Origin of the sequence: Pikeienuella piscinae (assembly GCF_011044155.1) — a bacterium.
Classification (GTDB): domain Bacteria; phylum Pseudomonadota; class Alphaproteobacteria; order Rhodobacterales; family Rhodobacteraceae; genus Pikeienuella; species Pikeienuella piscinae.
The window spans coordinates 1,984,620-2,002,979 of the sequence record NZ_CP049056.1 but is presented as its reverse complement, the minus strand read 5'-3'; the positions used below and the strand labels follow the sequence as shown (position 1 = coordinate 2,002,979).

Here is an 18,360-nt window from a genome sequence, read left to right as displayed (position 1 = left end):
AGTGCTTTGGAACAGGGAACCAACGCTTATGAACGGCGTTAGTTCCGTGACGATCGCGATTTTTCGCATATTGTGAAGTCCAACGAGGTGGGCGCATGTCAAGAACTCGAACCCGGACGAAAGGATCAGGCGAGGAGGGCGCGCCTGACGCCGATCCTGTTCTGGGGCCGTTGAAGAAGCTATATGACGAGGTCGCGAACGAACCGCTGCCGGACGATTTGATGAAACTTCTGGATCGGCTGGACGAAGCGGAGCGCAACCGATGAGCGACAGCTTCAGGGAAGATTTCATCGCGACGCTGCCGGCGGTGCGCGGTTTCGCGCGAACCTTCGAGCGCAATCAGGCGCGCGCGGACGATCTGGTGCAGGAAACGATGGTCAAGGCCTGGGCCAGCCGCGCCGGCTTCCGGCCGGGAACCAACATGAAGGCCTGGCTGTTCACGATTCTGCGCAACAGCTACATTTCACAATACCGCAAGGCGAAGCGCGAGGTTGAGGACGCGGACGGTGAGCTGACCGCCGGGCTCTCGGAGCGCGGCCGTCAGGAAGGACACCTGGCGATGCTGGATCTGCGCGACGCGCTCGCCACGCTTCCCCACGATCAGCGCGAGGCGGTAATACTCGTGGGCGCCGCCGGCCTCTCCTACGATGAGGCGGCCGAGGTCATCGGCGTCGCTGCGGGCACCGTGAAAAGCCGCGTCAGCCGCGCCCGCGCCCGCCTCGCCGATCTGATGGGCGAGAACGGCGAGGGCGCGGAGCCGGACGGTGGCGCGGGCGACTCCCCCCGGAAGCCGCCGCGCGCTGGCAAGGGCGTTCTCCTCCGTCAGACGGTCTCCTGAAGGCGGCGATGAGCGTGAATCCGTTCCGCTTCATTGGTCTGGGGCGGCTGCGGTCCCGGCTCGCGGTGATTATCGCGGCGGCGCTCGCTCCGGCGGGCGTGCTCGCCGTCGTACAGGGCCTCAACGCGCTTGACGTCGCCGCTGACAGGCGTTCCGATCAGTTCGAGGCGCGCACGCTCGCCGCAGTTGACGACGTGCGGGCGGCGCTTGTCGAAGTCCGGCAGACGGCGCGGATCGCCGCCGCCGCCGTGCAGGCGGAGTTGATCGAGTCCGGCGGCTGCGGGCGCACCTTCAGGTCGCTTGCGGAGGATCACGACTGGCTCAGCGGCGCGCTCGTCCTGAATCGTGATGGGGAGGCCGTATGCGGCGCGAACGTCCCCTTCGACATGACCGACGATCCCGACTGGCGGGCATTCACCGCCGACCCCAGGTATTTTATCGTCAATTCCCGGCCCGACGACGCGATGACGAAGCCGTTCATCGCGGCGCTGAGCCCGCTCCCGCGCTGGGACGCCGATGCGTTCGCACTGATGATCCGTATCGATTCCCACTACCTGAATCGGTTGACGCAACGCGATCCGGACGCGCGCGATCTGCTGCTTCTCGACCGTTCGGGCAAGGCGTTCTTCGCGGCGCAGAACGGCCCGGTCGACTGGCTGCCGAATGATCGGGCGCTGTTCATGCCGTATTCCACCCGCAGTTTCGACGAACTCGACAGCACCGGAGCGCGCCGGACGTATTTCGTCACCGCGCTGGAGCCGGGACAGGTCTGGGCCGTCTCCGCCATGGAGAAACCGAAACTCGGCGCGGTCATGCTCGGCCCTGAAGGGCGCGCGCTCTTCGTGCCGCTTGCGCTCTGGCTCATCGCTGTCGCGGTCGCCTATTTCGCCATCGACGCGTTGGTGACGCGCCATGTCGGCGCGCTCCGCCGGACGGCGGTGCGAATCGGGCGTGGCGAGCTCGATGCGCCGATCGGCGATTACGAGGACGCGCCCTCGGAGGTGCGCTCCTTCGCGGAGGCCATCGAAGCGATGGCGAACAATCTCTCCGAGCGCGATGCGAAGTTGCGTGAGACGCTGGATGTTCAGCGCCGACTGCTGCTGGAGGTCCATCATCGGGTGAAGAACAATCTTCAGACCATTTCGAGCCTGATGAACCTCGAAAGCCGCCGGGCGCGCGACCCGCAAAGCCTCAAGGCGATCCGGGTGATCCAGGACCGGATCCACAGCCTCGCCATGGTGCATCAGAACCTTTACGCGGCGGAGAACCTCGAGGAGGTCGCGCTGGACCAGCTTGTGCTGGATATCAGCTCGCACCTCGCCGCTTCGCTGGGGCCGTCCGGTCCGAAGGAGCATATCCGGACCTCGCTTGAGAATGTCTTCGTGCCGACCCTGATCGCGACGCCGGTCGCGCTCTTCATTTCGGAAGCGCTCGGGAACGCGTTCAAGCATGGCGGGACGACGCCCCGCGTGGACATCGAACTGACAAGCGAGGAGGGAAGCTTCTCGATCGCGGTCAGGAACCGGGTGACCGGCCGAACCGGAGACGAGGCGGAGGGAGACGGGCTCGGCGTTCGACTGATGCAGGGGTTCGCCAAGCAGATCGGCGGTAAGCTGGAGTTCACCGAAACCGCGGACGCCTACGAAGCGCGGCTGAGCGGACCCGTGGCGCCGCCGCCGGCCCTATTCAGGGTGCGCTCCGGCGCAGAGGGCCTGCGACCGCACTGAGCCCGGACGGCGCATGAAAACCCCCGGGCGCGCGCGTCGCCCGGGGGGTCTCGGATTCTTTCGCCTGCATCTCAGCGCGGCGAACGCTTGCGCAGCGCGCTCGCGACGAGCGCGACGGCGAAGAGCACGATGAACACCACGAAGATGATCTGCGCGATATTCGCGGAAATCGCCGCCACGCCGCCGAAACCGAGAACACCGGCGATCAGCGCGATGATAAGAAATGTTAGGGCCCAACCAAGCATCTTTCACTCCTTTTGAGATATTTGTATCGAGGATGGGAATATTAACGCAGATGATCTTTAGAAGTTCCCGGCGCTTTTTCAGGAACTAATGTCCTCCGCCTCCGTTTCGGATTCATGAAACGAAGGAGAGCAGCATGAACCCGGTGACAACAGGCCTGATCGCCGCGACGGCGCTTATCGCGGCGTTCGCGGCCGGCCTGATGATCGACTTCGACGGCGGCGCCCAGGACGGGCCGCTTGAGCAGGCCGGGGAGGCTCTCGACAACGCCGCCAGTTCCGGCGGGTGAGCGCCGCAAGGTCGCTCGAAAGAGCAATACCCAGACATTCAGGAGCATGACATGAAGAAGAACGCGAAAAAGAGTTCGGAACCGGACACGGGCTTCAGCGACATGGCGAAAATCGCCGATGGCCTGGCCGACGTTCTCGGCGACACCTACGTGCTGACGATCAAGACGCACGCCTGCCACTGGAACGTGGTGGGGCCGCAATTCTACTCCATCCACAAGCTGACCGAAGATCAGTATGGCGATCTTTTCGCGGCTGCGGACGAACTTGCGGAGCGTATCCGCGCGCTTGGTCATTTCGCGCCGGCGAACATGAAGGCGCTGGCCGACCACGCCGCAATGAGCGAGGGGAAGGAGTCCCCTGACGCCGAGGAGCTCGTCGAAGGGCTGGTCGCTAGCCACGAGAACATCTCGCGCCGGCTCCATGACCTGATTTCCGTCGCTGAGAAAGGCGGCGACGCGGTGACCGCCGACCTCGCCACCGAGCGCGCGGCGTTTCACGAAAAGGCCGCCTGGATGCTCCGCGCGATGGTCGCCGGGTGAACGCCGATAACCGAAGCCGAAGAGCGCCGGGGTTCCCGGGGCCGAAAGCAAGGAGAAGAGAGATGAAAACCGGACTCAAGGCCGCGATCCTCGCCGCCGCCACGCTGGCGATGGCGGCCTGCGGCGACACGAGAGGCGAGCGCGCGCTTTCGGGCGGCGCGCTCGGCGCCGGCGCCGGCGCTGTCGGCGGGGCGCTGATCGGGGGTTCCGCCGCCACGGGCGCCGCGATCGGCGGCGCGGCCGGCGCGGTCGCCGGCGCGGTGACGGATGAGGATCACGATCTCGACTGACGCCGCCCACCGGCGGATCAGGGCGACGACGCGGCGCGAGGTTCACGCGCGCCGCGTCCGCGCCACGCCCGCGGCGCGATAGGGTGGGCGCGGCTCCTCCGTATTGATTTACGCGACTGGAACGAATCCGGAAATGCGTCTTGACTGCCGGAAGAGCAGGCGAGCGCGGAGCCAAACCAGTTCGATCGGAGACGACGATGTCGGTCCATTGCCAGAAATGCCCGCTCCGCCGTCGCCCCGCTTTCAAGCAACTGACGGAGGACGAGCTTTCCTTCATGGACAGCTTCAAGATGGGTGAGTTGCATGTCGACGCCGGCGCGCCGGTGATCCTCGAAGGATCGAACAGTCCGCATTTCTACACCGTGCTCAGGGGCGCCGGGATGCGCGACAAGGGGTTGGCGGACGGTCGCCGGCAGGTGGTGAATTTCATCTTTCCCGGCGATCTGGTCGGGCTGCAGTCCGGGTTGCTCGGCGAGATGAAGCACGGGGTGGAGGCTGTCAGCGACATGGCGCTCTGCGTCTTCTCGCGTGAACGTCTCTGGGAACTGTTTCGTCAGCACCCCGAGCGGGCCTATGACGTCACCTGGCTCGCGGCCACGGAGGAGCGTTCGCTTGGCGAAGCCCTGTTGAGCGTCGGCCGGCGCGCGGCGAAGGAGCGCATCGCGCAGCTACTGATTTACATGCTGCGCCGCGCCGTGGAGAGCGGCTTCACGAAAGACGAGGCCCGCATGCGCTTTCCCTTTCGCCAGCAGGATCTGGCGGACGCCGCCGGCCTCTCCTCCGTTCACACGAACAAGACTTTGCAGGCATTGCGCCGCCAGGGAATGATCCGGCTCGATGCTGGCGAGCTGGAGATCCTCAAGCCCGCCGCGCTTGGCGAACTCGCGGAATATTCCGAGCCGGTCGATCCGCCGGGCCGCCCGCTGCTTTAGCGGAACCTCGCCGTGAAACGACGCCTGGGCGGAACGATCCGCGCCGCGGCGCGTTGCGACAACGGAACATGAGATTTCCAGGAGAGAGATATGTCGACCGCTACGAAGCAGAACGAGAAAGACTCGCCGCCGCTCGACGATGCGCGCGCTGAACTGTCCGAGCAGATCGCCGTCCTGCGCAAGGACCTCGCCGGGCTCGCCGGCTCGCTGAAGACGCTCACCGCCTCGGGCGTCGACGCCGCGAGCGCCGCGGCGCAACGCAAGGCGCGCGCTGCGGGCGACGCCGGCGCTCAGGTCGCGGACTCCGCGCTCGAAGCAGCGGCGCGGAACAGCGAGCGTGTCGCCGATTACGCCCGTGAGAAGCCGCTGCATGCGCTGGCGATCGCGGCGGGCGCCGGTCTGCTGATCGGCTATCTCTCCGCGCCGCGCAGGTAGCCCGTGCGCGACATCACCGCGACCGTTCGCGCCGCCGCCGAGGATATGATCTCGGCGGCGGCTCCGCGCGTCGTCATCGCCGGATTGACGGGGATCTCCGCGCTTCTCGCCTGCGCGTTCGCGCTCGCCGCGCTCTGGACGGCGCTCGCGCAGGCGCTGGGGCCGGCGGCGGCGTCGCTCATCCTTGCGCTGATCTTCTTCATCCTCGCTCTGGGACTGAACGCCTACGCCAGATACCAGGCGGCGCAGCGCAGGAAGGCGAAGGAGCGTGCGGCCCGCGCCGCCCCTCCGCCGCGGCCGCTACCGCCGCTTGAAGAGGCGTTCCTCGCCGCGATCCGGATCGGGCGCGGGTTGCGGCGCTGATCGCGTTTGCGATCGGCGCGCCTGGTCCGATTTCCTTCAGAACATGTCGTCCGGCAGCCACATTGACAGCCGGCCGAAGCGGGCGGCGCGCTTCGGGTTGTGCGGCAGAAGAAAACCCTTGCGTCGCTCCGGCGGCGCGACGCTGTTGGCCGCCGCCGCCTCGCGCCATGTCGCGAGCCGGTTCGCCGGGCCGGTGTCCGCTCCCAGCCAACTCGTCGCCAACTCGTCCAGAAAGGCGGCTACCGCCGGCGCGTCGCGCCAGCAGATCGTGAGTTCGGTGTCCCAGCGCATCGACCGGCCGTTGAGATTGGCCGAACCGATCATCGCCTCCGCCGCGTCGGCGATCATCACCTTGGAATGCACATAGATCATGCCCGCCCCATAGGCGATAAAGGCGTCGTCGGGCGCGCGGCGCGTCGGCTTCGCCGGGCTGAGCACCGCGACGCGGTCGCCGAAGGCCCGGCCGACGCGGCGTAGCATCCGCGCCTGCAACGCCTCTCCGTGGCGGATCGCCATCCCGCGATGGCCGTCAAAGGCGAAACTCTCGGGTGCGAAGGGCAGGACGATGGCGAGCTCCAGTTCCGGCGCATCCCTCGCGGCGGCGACTAATGCTTCGGTGATGATCCGCGAGCGCAGAAACTGAGTCTCGACATAGAGGAAACGACGCGCCCGTCCGATCAGGTCGAGCGTCGCCCTTTGCGTGCCGTCATTGACGGTGCGCGGAGCGAAGGCGAAGAGACCCGCGCGCGCGACCGAACGTGTTGTGACCACTTCGACATGCGGATGCGCGGCGTCGGCCGGACGGAGCGTCCAGGGCGTCGGGGTCGCCAACCCGCCCAGGAGATCGCCGCCTTCGTCGCGCGCGCGCCAGTCCCGCGCGCAATCGGTCCAGATGCGCGCCGCGGCCTCCGCGACCGGGGTGGCGGCGTCTGCTTCCAGCGCGAGGCTGACGTCCCGCCAGGTTTCATCCGCCGATTGCGCGTGCTCCGGGGTGTCCCATCGGCGTTCGTCGATATCCAGCCCGCCGGCGATGGCGAAATTGTCGTCGATGACCGCCAGTTTCTGATGATGAGAGGCCGGGAAAAGCCGCGGCGCCCCGCCTGCAAGCACCGGACGGAGCCCCGGATGGCTGATCGCCACATCGCCTGAGGCGTGATTCCTGATCAGGGCGAGGCGTTTGCGCGCGCGGCCGGCGAAGACGCGCCGCCAGGCCGCGCCAAGTTCGGCCGGATGGCGCGCCGCCATCGCCTCGATGCGCCCCGCCGCCTCGGGGACCGCGCGCACACGCTCGGCGAGGTGGCGGAGCGAGGCCCAAGCCTCCCGATGCAGGCTTGCCGCGGCGATCGGATCGAAATCCGAGGTCTGCAATCGGATCCGGATGCCGCGCGCGGCGAGCGCGACGAGCAGCGCGGCCCAGTCGTCGCCATCCGCGGCGGCGCGGGCCTCCGGGGTGCGGAGCCGGGTTCTGGTGTCGAATATACGGAAGAGGAGAGCGATCTGCGCCTGCGCCTTCAGCGCGCGGCGCTCCAGAACCGGATAGACCTCGGCCGCGGTGATCATCGGCGCGACCGGCGGCGCCGCGCCTGTGCGGTTGGGGTCGTCTGCGTTCATCGGTACGGGCTCCCTGCTCTCCGGGGAAAAGAATTGGGCTGCGGCGGATCGGACGAGTATCGGCCCGTCTCCGCCGCTTTCCGATGCGACGATAGTCGCCGACATCCATCATGGAACGAAAAGATTGCGTTCGCGTTCCCATCATGCGGTCGGGGCGCAAGGCCGGATCCTGCGGCGCGCCAACCCTCTGCGCCGCGGGAGACGATCTCGTCACCGTCCCGGCCGCGCGATAGCATGATGTCCCTGAAGCGGGCCCGACAACAGTGGAGCGCACGGATATGAGCATGGAAATTACCGGGATCGGCGGATTGATCCTCCTGGCCCTCGACATCTGGGCGATCATTTCGATTGTCGGGTCCGGGGCGTCGACCGGCGGCAAAGTGCTATGGGTGCTGCTGGTTCTGTTTCTGCCCCTTGTCGGCTTCATCCTCTGGCTTCTGTTCGGCCCGCGCGCCGCGCGCGCGTGACGACAGAGCGCGAGGTGGCGGCGGGCGACCCCGCGCCGCAGGACGCCGCCAGCGCGGACCTCAGATCCATACGCCGCCGGCTGACCGTCATCATGGTCATCCACATCATCGCCGCGGCGTATTTCGGCGTCGAGATACTGATGCCCATCGTGATGGGATTTCTCCTTGCGCTGACGCTCAGCCCGCTGGTTCGCGGCGCTGGGAAGCGCGGCGTTCCGGCGCCGATCTCCGCGATCGTTCTTGTCGCGTTTCTCGGCGGCGTCGGGTTTGTCAGCGCCTACTCGATGAGCGACACGATCAGCGGTTGGATCGACGATGCGCCGAGATTGGGCGCCGAGGTCAAGCGGCGGCTCGAGAATGTCAGCGAGTCGGTCGAGGCGGTGAAGAAGGCCGCCGACGATGTCGAGAAGATGACCAGCGGCTCGACCGGGGAAACAGAAGGAGAGCGCGTCGTCGTGCGGGGCTCCGGTCTCTTGTCGGCGGCCATCGGCAGCCTGACTGGCGCCGGAACCGCGCTCGCCATCGCGCTGGTGCTTGCGCTCTTCCTCCTTTCCTCCGGTCAGCTTTTCTACGCCAAGCTGGTGCAGACCTTTCCGCGGTTTCGCGACAAGAGGAACGCGCTCAAGATCGTCTACGACATCGAGCGGCGGGTTTCACACTATCTCTTCACCATCGCGGCGATCAATTTCGGACTCGGCGTCGCTGTCGGCTCCTGTCTCTATTTCATCGGAATGCCCTATGCCCCGGTCTGGGGGGTAGCGGTTTTCCTGCTGAATTTCCTGCCGTTCATCGGCACCGTGATCGGGACTGCGGTGGTCGCGGCGGTGTCCATCGTGACATTCGACAACCTCGCCTATGCGTCGCTGGCGCCGCTGGCCTATCTCGCCTGCGGCTCGCTCGAAGGGCAGGTGGTGACGCCGGCGATCCTGGGCCGGCGGTTGCAGATCAATACGGTCTCGGTCTTTCTCGCGGTGATGTTCTGGGCCTGGCTCTGGGGGGTCGCCGGCGCGTTGATGGCGGTGCCGATCCTCGTGGCCTTCAAGGTCGTATGCGACAATGTCGAAGCGTTGGAGCCGATCAGCGCCTTTCTCAGCGCGCGTGAAAGGACGGTGGAATCGTCTGACGTGGAGTAATGCGTCCGGCGCAGGAACCGATCCTGATCGCGCCCGTTTCATCGCCACGACGGCGGCGAGAGTTTCGTCCCGTATCAGACCGAAAAACAGATGGAGCCACAGATGCATCGGACCATGACCACGACGATCACCGCAGTGCTTCTCGGCGCGACCGCGCTCGCCGGCGCCGCCCAGGCCGACGAGACCGCCGCAGGCGCGAACACCGATGACGAGGGACGGGTCGAAGTCGGCTATCTCGAGTGCGCGATGGTTTCCGACGAAGGCAATATCCTCGTCTCCGAGCAGAAATTCACCTGCACGTTCGACCCGGCCGAGGACGGCCGCGCGGACGAGAATTATGTCGCGACGTTCAGCAAAATGGGGCTCGATCTCTCCAAGACCGATCGCGAGACGATCCGCTGGGCGGTGCTCGCGCCGGCCCAGAAATACCGCGTCGGGGTTCTCGAGGGCGAATACGCCGGGATCTCGGCGGACGCCGCGGTCGGCGCGGGGGTCGGCGCCAAGGCGCTGGTCGGCGGGCTGGACGAATCGATCACCCTTCAGCCGGTTTCGGTAACGACGCAGGAGGGCGTCGGCGTCTCGCTCGCGTTCGAAAGCCTGACGCTGACCCACGTCGCCGGGGACTGACGTCAAGGGACGTTTGAAGCGGAGAGCGGCCGTCGCGGAAACGCGGCGGCCGCTTTCGTCTTGCGTGCTTCAGAAGCGGAGGTTTCGCGCCGCTGCGGCGCCGGCGTCCATCAAGTCGATCAGCCGCGCGACGTAATGTTCCCGCGCGGCGAATCCGGCGGCTTCTCCATCGGTGAACTGGCGCTCCAGCGCATCGATCAGGCGGAGCAGCCTGCGGCGATGAAACCCGAGCCGGCGCTGAACCGGGTCCGCGATCAGCCCTGCGAAAGCGGCGAAAACCGCCGCCCCGGCGGCCATGCCCGCGGTGACGCCAGCGACCAGCGCGGGCGATGTCGCGGGCGTCATGTAGCCGTACCATATCGAACCCGCCGTGGCGCCGAGCGGGAAGGCCGCGATCGCCGCGCTCTGCGTCATCGCGGCGGCGAGCGCCGGGCCGAGGGTCAACGCGCCCGGCGTGAGCTTATGAAACGCCGCGGCGCCGGCCCCGATGGTCGCCAGCGCGGTCGTCATCTCCCCCACCGCCGCCCGGGAGCCGGCGTATTCCGTAAGCCCCGCGTTCAGCGCCGCGCCCTCCGCCCGCGCGGCGCCGAGCATACGCCTGATCTCCGGGTCGGCGCCGATCGCGGCGGCGAGCGCGTCATCCCGGGCATGCGGTCCGCCATCGTCGAGCGGTAATTCCAGCAGCTCCGCCATGACGAGCTTCTGGACCTCGCGCATCACCGCCGTCTCCAGAAGAATGTGGCGAGAACGGAGCCATTTCGCCGTCTGTCTTCGGCGCGCGAGATCGGCGAGCGAGGCTGAGAGCCGGGCGCCGACGAAGACCGGGGCGAGCGCGATGTTCGCCGGGGCTTTCGCCATGTCCCAGCCGAGCGCGTGGCGATGCAGGCGCAGCGTGCCGCGCGCCGAGAACCATTTGTCGACGAAACCGTCGACACGCGCGCGCCGCGCGTCGAAATAGGCGCGCGCCGCCCGGATGACAGCGGCGCGGACCTCTTCCGGCGTCGGTTGCGCCCCGGGGGTTTCGGTCTCCATCACCATCGCGATATGGGCGCGCGGCCGGGGCCGTGGAAGACCCCGCTCAGCCCGCGTCCCATGCGACCGGCGCATTCAGCGGGCCGCGAAAGGCCCATCCGCCGATCTTCGCGGCGCCATTCAGCCGCAAACCTTTCAGGCGCGCAAAAAGCATCGGCAGGGCGACCTCGGCGACCAGCGCCTTCGACGCCCATGCCCCGGCGCAGAAATGCGGCCCGGCGCCGAAGGCGATATGGGCGGAGGCGTCGCGGGTGATGTCGAAACGGTCCGGCGCGTCGAAATGCGCGGGGTCGCGATTGGCGGCGCCGAACATGAAGAAGACGCGCTCTTCGGGCGCGAATCGCACGCCTTCATACTCGAACGCCCGCGCGACGCGGCGCGGCGACATGCCGATCGGCGACATCCAGCGGACATATTCCGCAAAGACCCGGTCCCAGCCGACTTCGCCTTTCTTCACCAGCGCAAGCTGTTCGGGGTGGCTCAGCAACGCCCATGCCGCGCCGGCGATGGCGTCGCGCGGTTCATTCTGCCCACCGGATATGGCGAGCTTGATATTGGCCCTGATCTGCGAAAGCGGCTGGCCGGCCTGCATCAGGACGGAGAGAATGGAGTGGTCGGGCGCGGCTTCCTTCAACGGGACCGCGCGATCGATATGCGCGTCGATCAGCGCGGTCGCGCGGTTGCAGCGTTTCTCCACAGCCGGGTCGCCGATGTAATTGGCGCAGCCGTCGATCATCGCCTGGCTCGATCCGTCCAGTTCCGCCGGCGTCATCGACGTGAGCCCGGTGAGCGCGCGCAGCGCATTGGCGGAGACGGGCATGGCGTAATCGACTGTCAGGTCCGCGGCGCCCCGCGGCGCGAGCTGGTCCAGGATGCGCTGCGCATCCTCGCGAAATTGCGCCGTCCAGCGATCGCGCACGGTTCTGGGTGAGACCGCGGGGAACATCTGTTTGCGCTCGGCAAGATGCGCCTCCCCATCCTTTCGCATCATGTTCTCACCCATCAGCGCCGTCATCAGCCCGCCCGGCTGTTCGGATGAGAAGACCGCAATATTCTTCTCGCACTCGAAGATCGCGTCGCGGCGGGTGAAGAGCGTGGCGTTGAGCTGCGGCACGAAGGCGATCGGCGTACCCGCCCGCATCCGCGCGAGGTCGGGATATGGATCGGCCCAGAACCGGGCGTGGTCGATCTCGTAAACCGGCGCCGTGCTCATCCCCGCGAGTCTCCGGCCGGGGGGGCGGCGTGCGCGTTCACGAGAATCGCCGCGCGGTTTCGCGGAGGGCGGCGTCTGTCGCCTCAAGCGCAAGGTCGATATCCTCTGGCCTGTGCGCGGCGCTCAGGAACATGTTGTGCCAGGGGTGGAGATAGACTCCGCGCGCGAGCGCTTCCTTGACGAACGAGTCGCCTTTCGCGAGGTCGGGGTCGTCGTCGAAAAGCAGCATCGGCATCTGCGCCGGGCCGGTCTGGCGAAGCGCGACGCCATGCGCGCGCGCCTGCGCCGCAAGTCCTTCGCGCAGCCGCTCGCCCATCGTCTTCATGTGCTGAATCGCGTCCGTGTCGCGGAGTCGGCGAAGTGTGACCAGCGCCGCCGCCATCGCCGCCGCCCCACACCAGAACGAGCCGGTCATGAATGTCGACTGCGCCGCCTCGCGGAAGCGGTCGGTTCCGGTGACCGCCGCCAGCGGATGACCGTTGGCGATGGCTTTCGACCAGGCCGAGAGATCGGGGCGCACGCCCAGTGGCTCCCAACTCCCCCTTATGTCGATACGAAAGCCGGCGCGCACGTCGTCGAGGATCAGCGCCGCGCCTGTCCTGTCGCAGAGCGCGCGGACGGCGCGGGCGAATTCCGGCGCCGGGCTCTCCTGATCGCGGCGCGCGTCGTGGCGGAACGCCGAGACGATCACGCCGGCGAGTTCGCCCTCCGCCGCCTCGGCCGCCGTCTGAAGCGAGGCTATGTCGTTATACGCGAACTCCGCGATATGCGCTCGGTCCTCTGCGGTCACGCCGACCAGTGAGGGCGTGCACCAGGGCGCGGCGCCGTGATAGGCGCCCTTCGCCACCAGGACCTTCCGCCGCCCCGTTCCGGCCCGCGCGAGCGTCACGCAAGCAGTGGTGGCGTCGGTCCCGTTCTTCTGGAACATCGCCCAGTCGGCATGGGCGACGGTGTCGACCAGCGCCTCCGCCAACTCCACCAGTTCGGGCGCCGGGCCGTTGAAGATATCGCCTTTCGCCAGCCGCGCGGCGACGGCCGCCTCGACCTCCGCGTCGCGATAGCCGAGCACGACCGGGCCGTAGGCGCACATGAAGTCGATATATTCGTTCCCGTCCGCGTCCCAGAGCCGGCACCCTTCGGAGCGGCCGAAATATTGCGGGAAGCTGGCCGGCAGGCGCGCCGCATTCATATGTCCCCAGAGCCCGCCGGGGATGACGCGAACGGCGCGGGCGCGCAGCGCAGCGTCGGCGGGCAGGGCGCGGTCGGGCGCGGTTTGCTCAGGCATGGTCTCCTCGGGCGCGGGCGGCGCCGACTGTCCGATCCGGACGCGCGGCGTCTCGTGCGCTCCAATTCTGGCGCAAGAGGCGGCGAATTGACAGATCATGATCGCGATCCGTAGACGACGCCCCGAAAAGCGCCGCGATGGCCGGTTGACGCCGGGCGGCATGAACAGGGTGAAGATTGAGGCAAGCTGCTGATGAAGGATGCCTGCATGGAGAATGCCGGAGATTTATTCTCCCGCTCGACACTCGGTGGGAAGACGCGCCTGTCGCCGCCGCTTGGCCGATGCGCGCCGCGCGATGTCGACGCCTCTCGAGACTGGGGGCATGCTGACCGCTGGAAGTCCGGGCGTTCCGGCGTATGCGATCGAGAGCCCGCCTGCCTTCGATCGCGATTTTCGCCGCGGCGAGGCTGTAGAGCAATTCCCCGTTCAGCGGCACGTTGCGGAGCGTGGATTTCTAGCTCCCGCTGTATCCGCTCTCCCAGGGGCCATCAGGCTCGATGAACGCGGTTCTGGCTCCGGCCGCCGGGACCGCCACGAGCTTGGCGTCGCGGCGCCTGGCGTCGCTCAACGCGCGCGCCAACTTCGATCGCCTGACCGCGTCGCAGAAGGATCGTGATCTGCTGGTCCGGGTCGCGTTCGAGGCGACCGGAAGGCTCGCGCTGCTTCTGAGACTCCGGGTTTGCCGACCAACTGGCGTATCCGTCAGATCCACCCGCCGTCGCGCTTGGTAATCATGCGCGCGCGCCTAGGCCGACTCAATCCCTTCCCTGCAAGTGCGCGCGGGGCGACAGACCGCATGCGATGAATAGTCACCGAAAACCCTCACAACAGGCAATAGTGAACTGAATGATGTGGAACCCCGCGACGTCAGTTCGTGGATAGTCTATTGTCCGAGATCGTCGATGTAATTCAATACGGGCCTTCCCTGTTGTCGACGTAAGGATCGACGCTTTGAGAGCAGACGCCGACGCAACCGCAGCCATGGCGCGTTATGCGCGCCCCACCGTGAATATGGCGGCTGGACAACGCGTTGATAATTCGTATGAAGACGCTGTTGCCTTGGGATTATGCCTTTTGCGCTGAAAGGGCGCTGATAAATCATGGAGCGCCGAAAATGAAGTTCCACATTTTCATAGTAGCGTCGATCGCCAGTTTTGCGCTTGGCGCGCCCGCGATGGCGGGCGATCTCGTGTTTACGGACGATTCTGGCGCGTCCGCTACGCTCTATGGTCAGATCAACCTGACCTATCAGGGTGTCGACGACGGCGAGAAGACCTACAACGAGTTCGTCGACAACAGCAATTCGACCAGCCGTGTCGGCCTCTGGGTTGAACTGCCGGTGACCGAGGGCCTGTTCCGGTTCAACTTCGAAACCGGCCTCGGCCTGAGGAATACCGCGGAATCCAGCCAGAACGACAATGTGGATTTCTTCGACTGGCGAGAGACCGACATCCGCAAGGGCGAAGGCGTCTTCGTCAGCGACTTCGGCTCGCTCTGGCTCGGTCAGGGCAGCATGGCCACCGACGGCCTGGCTGAGATCGACAACTCCGGAACCACCCTTGCAGGCTACGTGAACCTCGGCGACACCGCCGGGTCGTTTCAGTTCCGGAACGGCGCGGTGCTGTCCGGCACAAGCATCGGGAGCGCCTACAAGGACTTTGACGGCGCTCGCCGGATGCGCGTCCGCTACGACACGCCGGATTTCCGCGGCTTCATGCTCTCCGCCGCCTATGGCCAGGAGGTTCTCTCCAAGGGCGATGACGCCGACTATTACGACGCGGCGATCCGTTACGGGCTCGCCAATGACACCATCAAGCTGGACGCGGGTCTCGGCTATGCGTGGAAGGACGACAGCAGCAACACCGAGCAGATCATGGCTTCCGGCTCCGTGGTCCATCTTCCGACGGGCCTGAACATCACGCTCTCCGGCGGAATGGCCGACGATAATGGCGGAGAGTTCGGCTATGTGAAGGTCGGATGGAAGGGGGAACTCATCTCGTTTGGCCCCTCAGCCATCTCGGTCGACTATTATGATGGGGCGGATTTCAATGTTTCCGGCTCGGACTCGAGCTCCTGGGGGATCCAGGCGGTGCAGAACTTCACCGATCTGAACCTTGAAGCTTATGCCGGCTACCGATCCTTCTCCTTCGACGACGACACCGGCGCCAATTATCACGACATCGGAACCGTGCTCGCCGGCGCGCGATGGCGGTTCTGATCGGCATGTAAGGGGGAGGCGCCCGGCGCGTTCGGTTGAGCCGGCGCGCCGGGCGCCGTCAAGCGCTCCGCCGGATTGTCGCTCTGTCGGCGCGCTCTCAGTTCAAGCCCCTGGCTTGACCGCCGAGTCGAATGAAAGCGCGACGACATCACGCCCTCCGGCGCCGGTCGTGGCCGGCCCGAATTCGTCCTTGAATGACGAACGGGGATTGAACCCATGACCATCGGGAAGCGCCGCCTGGCGCATCGCGACACCATGGTGCGAATGCAAACTGATCGCACCCGGTTCTCCCCTTCCGGTCGGGCCTCCGCGCCGCAAGCCACCTGGCGGCGAACACCCTGTTCCCGGTCGATAAAGTCTTCCGCGCGACGCCGGGTTGCGCGTTTCCGCGCCGGTCAATCTTTCCATGTCGATTGCAAGCTGTCGAGCATCTGAGCGCCTCCCTTCGCTCAATCCCGAAACCTGTTTCAGTTATCTTTCCGCAGTCGTTCACGTCGCCTTTCAGAAATATGGGTCGTTTGCATATAAGTCCGCCTGAACAATTGTTTTAATAAGGCCGATATTATTTTTATACTAAATCAATTGATTATTAGTAAAAACGTGAAAATGCGGATTTGATTTCTTTTCTATCGTACCCGATAGATAGCTGCATCTGCAATAAGAGACGGGCTTTGGCGAAACCGAGGGAGCCTGACGGAATAATCCCTCTCGCGAGAAGGTCCGTTTCCGAACCGGGAAACCCGTAAGTTCCGGTGAAAACCGGGCCATTGGCGACACGTGTTGAGAGAACGACGGGCATCTGTTCCGCTAGCGCCGAGAGTCTTGGAACATGTGCACTGGGGACATGTCCGGCGCCCATGCCGACGACGACCGCGCCAGCATAGCCCAAGCTCGAAACAGCTTCGATCATGCGGCCGTCATCACCAAGGCCGAGCGTCACCAGCGCCACCGCTGGCGGCTCGGCGTCTTCGGGCGTTCGCGGGAGTTTCGGCATGGGTTCCGTGCGGGCATGCATCAGCGCGCGTCCTTCGAGCACGAAGCCGATCGGCCCCTGCGGGGACGACGTGAACGCCGAGGTGAGCCCGGTATGCCCCTTTCTGACATAGCGTGCGGCATGGATTTCGTCGTTCAGAATCGCGACCACGCCGCGCCCTTCCATGCCGGGCGAGGCGGCGTAGGTCACGGCGGCGAGGATGTTGGCCGGGCCGTCCGCGCCAGCCGCTTCCGGGCCTCGCATCGCGCCGGTGACGACCACGGGCTTGACGCCGCCGACGAGGCAATCCAGCACGAAGGCCGTCTCCTCGATGGTGTCGGTGCCCTGAACGACGACCGCGCCCGCGAAATCATCGGCAAGCGCCGCGTCGATCATGCCCGCGAGCGCGTTCAGGTGCGAAAACGTCAAGGACGCTCCGGGCAACTGATAGGGGGAGCGCGCCTCGATCTCGGCGACGGCGCTCAGCCCGGGGACGGCGGCGACAAGGTCGGCGCCGGTCAGGGTCGGAACGATTCCCCGCCCGGGCGCGCCCTTCATGGATATGGTGCCGCCGAGCGCCAGCAGCAGAACGCGGGGCTGCGTCATCTCAGCTGTACCGCTTTTCGGTTTCGTCGTCGGCGAACCAATCGAACGTCTCGTCGGAGAGGTTGACAACGACGCTTTGCAGCTTGGTGTATCCCTCGTAGCAGACGATGCCGTTTTCCTTGCCGATGCCGCTGTCCTTGAAGCCGCCCCAGGGCGACGAAGGATCGATGCGGTGATGATCGTTGATCCAGACGATGCCGGCGTCGATCCGTTCTGCGACCCGGTGGGCGCGGGCGACGTTCCTGGACCAGACGCTGGCGGCGAGGCCGAACGGCGTGCCGTTGGCCAGCGTCACCGCCTCGTCCTCGCCCTCGAAGGGCATGACGCACACCACGGGGCCGAAGATTTCCTCCTGCGCGATCCGCATGTCGTTGGTCACATCGGTAAACACCGTCGGTGCGTGGAAGAAGCCGTTGGCGAAGGCGCCGTCCGTCAGACGTTCGCCGCCGGCGGCGACGGTGGCGCCCTCCTGGCGGCCGATCTCGACATACTTCTCGACAATGGCGAGCTGGCGGGCGGAGACCAGCGGCCCCATCTGAGTGCGCGGATCGGTCGGATCGCCGACGCGCAGCGCGTCAGTCCGCTTCACCAGCAGCTCGACGACCTTGTCGTAGATATTCCGCTGCACCAACAGCCGCGCGCCCTGCACGCAGGTCTGGCCGGCGGCCACGAACGAGGCGAAGAGCGCAGCGGCGACGGCTTCCTGTTCCGGCACGTCGTCGAAGACCACGACCGACGCCTTGCCGCCAAGTTCGCCCGAGAACGGGATCAGCTTCTCGCCCGCCATGGCGGCGACCTTGCGGCCGGTTTCGGTGCCGCCGGTCAGATCGAGCTTGCCGATACGGGGGTGGTCGCAGAGCGACGCGCCCGCTGCGACGCCGAAGCCGGGCACCACGTTATAGGCGCCGTCCGGCAAGCCTGCGTCGCGGAGGACATCGGCGAGCATCAGCGGCGTGATCGGCGCGATTTCGCTCGGTTTCACCACGACGGTGTTGCCGGCGGCGAGCGCGGGGGCGACTTTCTTGGTGAGGATCAGCAGCGGGTGGTTCCACGGCGTCACCAGACCGACCACGCCGATGGGTTTGCGCCGCGTGTAGTTGACGTAAGATCCGCCGAACGGCGGCACGCTGCTCTCGTATGTCCGGGCGACGGCGCCAAAGTAGGAATACCATTCCGGCATGCGCGCGAGCTGCGCCTTCATCTCGCGGATCGGGCGACCGGTCTGCGCGACTTCAATCTCCACGAAGGACGGCATGCGTTCCGCCAGGATGGCGGCGGCGCGATTCAGGATTTCGGCGCGCTGCAACGGCGACATGCCGCCCCATGCGGGCGCGGCCTTCTCGGCGGCGGCGACGGCGGCCTCGATATCCGCGGCGTCGCCCTCGGCGATCTCACAGAGCGTTTGGCCGGTGGCGGGGTTGATGACGGGGAACGTCTTGCCCGAGAGCGCGTCGACCCTTTCGCCGCCGATTTCGAGGGGATAGTACGCAGCGAGCGCCGCAACCGGCCTGGATTTCACTTCGTTCATCGTGGGCATA

At 66.4% G+C, this 18,360-nt stretch carries 20 protein-coding genes; 13 read left to right on the top strand and 7 right to left on the bottom strand.

All coding sequences use genetic code 11. The features are described 5' to 3' along the window. Window positions 1–95 precede the first annotated feature (95 nt). From G5B40_RS09705 to G5B40_RS09695, 3 genes are read left to right on the top strand one after another with little or no spacing between them, the layout of a single operon-like run. The gene (locus G5B40_RS09705) at window positions 96–266 is read left to right on the top strand and encodes a NepR family anti-sigma factor (protein ID WP_165097960.1); all 171 of its coding nucleotides are present in this window, start codon (window positions 96–98) and stop codon (window positions 264–266) included. Next, window positions 263–838, top strand: coding sequence for a sigma-70 family RNA polymerase sigma factor (locus tag G5B40_RS09700; RefSeq protein ID WP_165097957.1), 576 nt, complete (start codon window positions 263–265; stop codon window positions 836–838). The genes G5B40_RS09705 and G5B40_RS09700 overlap by 4 nt, the downstream gene beginning before the upstream one ends. A gap of 8 nt (window positions 839–846) precedes the next feature. Next, a complete protein-coding gene (locus G5B40_RS09695) occupies window positions 847–2,565 on the top strand; it encodes a sensor histidine kinase (protein ID WP_165097955.1) in 1,719 nt (572 codons plus the stop codon). Window positions 2,566–2,636: 71 nt separating this feature from the next. Here the strand turns inward: G5B40_RS09695 and G5B40_RS09690 are convergent, their stop codons facing one another. Beyond that, window positions 2,637–2,810 carry a DUF1328 domain-containing protein gene (locus G5B40_RS09690; protein WP_165097952.1) on the bottom strand — a complete coding sequence of 58 codons (174 nt, stop codon included), beginning with the start codon at window positions 2,808–2,810 and terminating at the stop codon, window positions 2,637–2,639. 134 nt (window positions 2,811–2,944) lie between these two features. On the opposite strand from G5B40_RS09690, the gene G5B40_RS09685 reads away from it, so the two are divergent. From G5B40_RS09685 to G5B40_RS09660, 6 genes are all read left to right on the top strand, one after another. After that, entirely contained in the window at window positions 2,945–3,097 is a 153-nt protein-coding gene (locus tag G5B40_RS09685; RefSeq protein WP_165097949.1) for a hypothetical protein, read from the top strand. Between the two features lie 51 nt (window positions 3,098–3,148). Further along, the gene (locus G5B40_RS09680) at window positions 3,149–3,637 is read left to right on the top strand and encodes a Dps family protein (RefSeq protein WP_165097946.1); all 489 of its coding nucleotides are present in this window, start codon (window positions 3,149–3,151) and stop codon (window positions 3,635–3,637) included. 62 nt (window positions 3,638–3,699) lie between these two features. Continuing rightward, the gene (locus tag G5B40_RS09675) at window positions 3,700–3,927 is read left to right on the top strand and encodes a YMGG-like glycine zipper-containing protein (RefSeq protein WP_165097943.1); all 228 of its coding nucleotides are present in this window, start codon (window positions 3,700–3,702) and stop codon (window positions 3,925–3,927) included. 197 nt (window positions 3,928–4,124) lie between these two features. Then, window positions 4,125–4,859 (top strand): Crp/Fnr family transcriptional regulator, encoded by a 735-nt coding sequence (locus tag G5B40_RS09670; RefSeq protein WP_165097940.1) that lies wholly within the window; start codon window positions 4,125–4,127, stop codon window positions 4,857–4,859. Between the two features lie 90 nt (window positions 4,860–4,949). Next, window positions 4,950–5,294 (top strand): glycine zipper domain-containing protein, encoded by a 345-nt coding sequence (locus G5B40_RS09665; RefSeq protein WP_165097938.1) that lies wholly within the window; start codon window positions 4,950–4,952, stop codon window positions 5,292–5,294. Window positions 5,295–5,297: 3 nt separating this feature from the next. Next, on the top strand, window positions 5,298–5,657 hold the full coding sequence (locus G5B40_RS09660; RefSeq protein ID WP_165097935.1) for a hypothetical protein: 360 nt from the start codon (window positions 5,298–5,300) through the stop codon (window positions 5,655–5,657). 36 nt (window positions 5,658–5,693) lie between these two features. Here the strand turns inward: G5B40_RS09660 and G5B40_RS09655 are convergent, their stop codons facing one another. Next, the gene (locus G5B40_RS09655; protein ID WP_165097932.1) at window positions 5,694–7,268 is read right to left on the bottom strand and encodes a phospholipase D-like domain-containing protein; all 1,575 of its coding nucleotides are present in this window, start codon (window positions 7,266–7,268) and stop codon (window positions 5,694–5,696) included. A gap of 284 nt (window positions 7,269–7,552) precedes the next feature. Between G5B40_RS09655 and G5B40_RS09650 the strand changes: the two genes are divergently transcribed. The 3 genes from G5B40_RS09650 to G5B40_RS09640 all read left to right on the top strand — a co-directional run bounded on the left by G5B40_RS09650 (window position 7,553) and on the right by G5B40_RS09640 (window position 9,495). Beyond that, window positions 7,553–7,735 (top strand): PLDc N-terminal domain-containing protein, encoded by a 183-nt coding sequence (locus G5B40_RS09650; RefSeq protein WP_165103485.1) that lies wholly within the window; start codon window positions 7,553–7,555, stop codon window positions 7,733–7,735. Then, the gene (locus tag G5B40_RS09645) at window positions 7,732–8,868 is read left to right on the top strand and encodes an AI-2E family transporter (RefSeq protein ID WP_165097930.1); all 1,137 of its coding nucleotides are present in this window, start codon (window positions 7,732–7,734) and stop codon (window positions 8,866–8,868) included. Before G5B40_RS09650 ends, G5B40_RS09645 begins: the two co-directional genes overlap by 4 nt. A 102-nt stretch (window positions 8,869–8,970) precedes the next feature. After that, window positions 8,971–9,495 carry a DUF992 domain-containing protein gene (locus G5B40_RS09640; protein WP_165097927.1) on the top strand — a complete coding sequence of 175 codons (525 nt, stop codon included), beginning with the start codon at window positions 8,971–8,973 and terminating at the stop codon, window positions 9,493–9,495. Window positions 9,496–9,564: 69 nt separating this feature from the next. On the opposite strand, the gene G5B40_RS09635 is transcribed toward G5B40_RS09640, so the two are convergent. Genes G5B40_RS09635 through G5B40_RS09625 form a run of 3 tightly spaced genes read right to left on the bottom strand, consistent with a single transcriptional unit; the run spans window position 9,565 to window position 13,025 of the window. Beyond that, window positions 9,565–10,527 carry a DUF6635 family protein gene (locus G5B40_RS09635; protein ID WP_165097925.1) on the bottom strand — a complete coding sequence of 321 codons (963 nt, stop codon included), beginning with the start codon at window positions 10,525–10,527 and terminating at the stop codon, window positions 9,565–9,567. 46 nt (window positions 10,528–10,573) lie between these two features. Continuing rightward, a complete protein-coding gene (locus G5B40_RS09630) occupies window positions 10,574–11,740 on the bottom strand; it encodes a cytochrome P450 (protein WP_165097924.1) in 1,167 nt (388 codons plus the stop codon). 37 nt (window positions 11,741–11,777) lie between these two features. Beyond that, window positions 11,778–13,025, bottom strand: a complete 1,248-nt coding sequence (locus tag G5B40_RS09625) for an aminotransferase class III-fold pyridoxal phosphate-dependent enzyme (protein ID WP_165103483.1) — start codon at window positions 13,023–13,025, stop codon at window positions 11,778–11,780. Window positions 13,026–14,139: 1,114 nt separating this feature from the next. Between G5B40_RS09625 and G5B40_RS09620 the strand changes: the two genes are divergently transcribed. Next, on the top strand, window positions 14,140–15,243 hold the full coding sequence (locus G5B40_RS09620; protein ID WP_165097922.1) for a porin: 1,104 nt from the start codon (window positions 14,140–14,142) through the stop codon (window positions 15,241–15,243). Window positions 15,244–15,832: 589 nt separating this feature from the next. On the opposite strand, the gene G5B40_RS09615 is transcribed toward G5B40_RS09620, so the two are convergent. Beyond that, window positions 15,833–16,774, bottom strand: a complete 942-nt coding sequence (locus G5B40_RS09615) for an asparaginase (protein ID WP_246209843.1) — start codon at window positions 16,772–16,774, stop codon at window positions 15,833–15,835. 49 nt (window positions 16,775–16,823) lie between these two features. After that, window positions 16,824–18,359, bottom strand: a complete 1,536-nt coding sequence (locus G5B40_RS09610) for an aldehyde dehydrogenase (protein ID WP_165097918.1) — start codon at window positions 18,357–18,359, stop codon at window positions 16,824–16,826. Between the last annotated feature and the right edge of the window lies 1 nt (window position 18,360).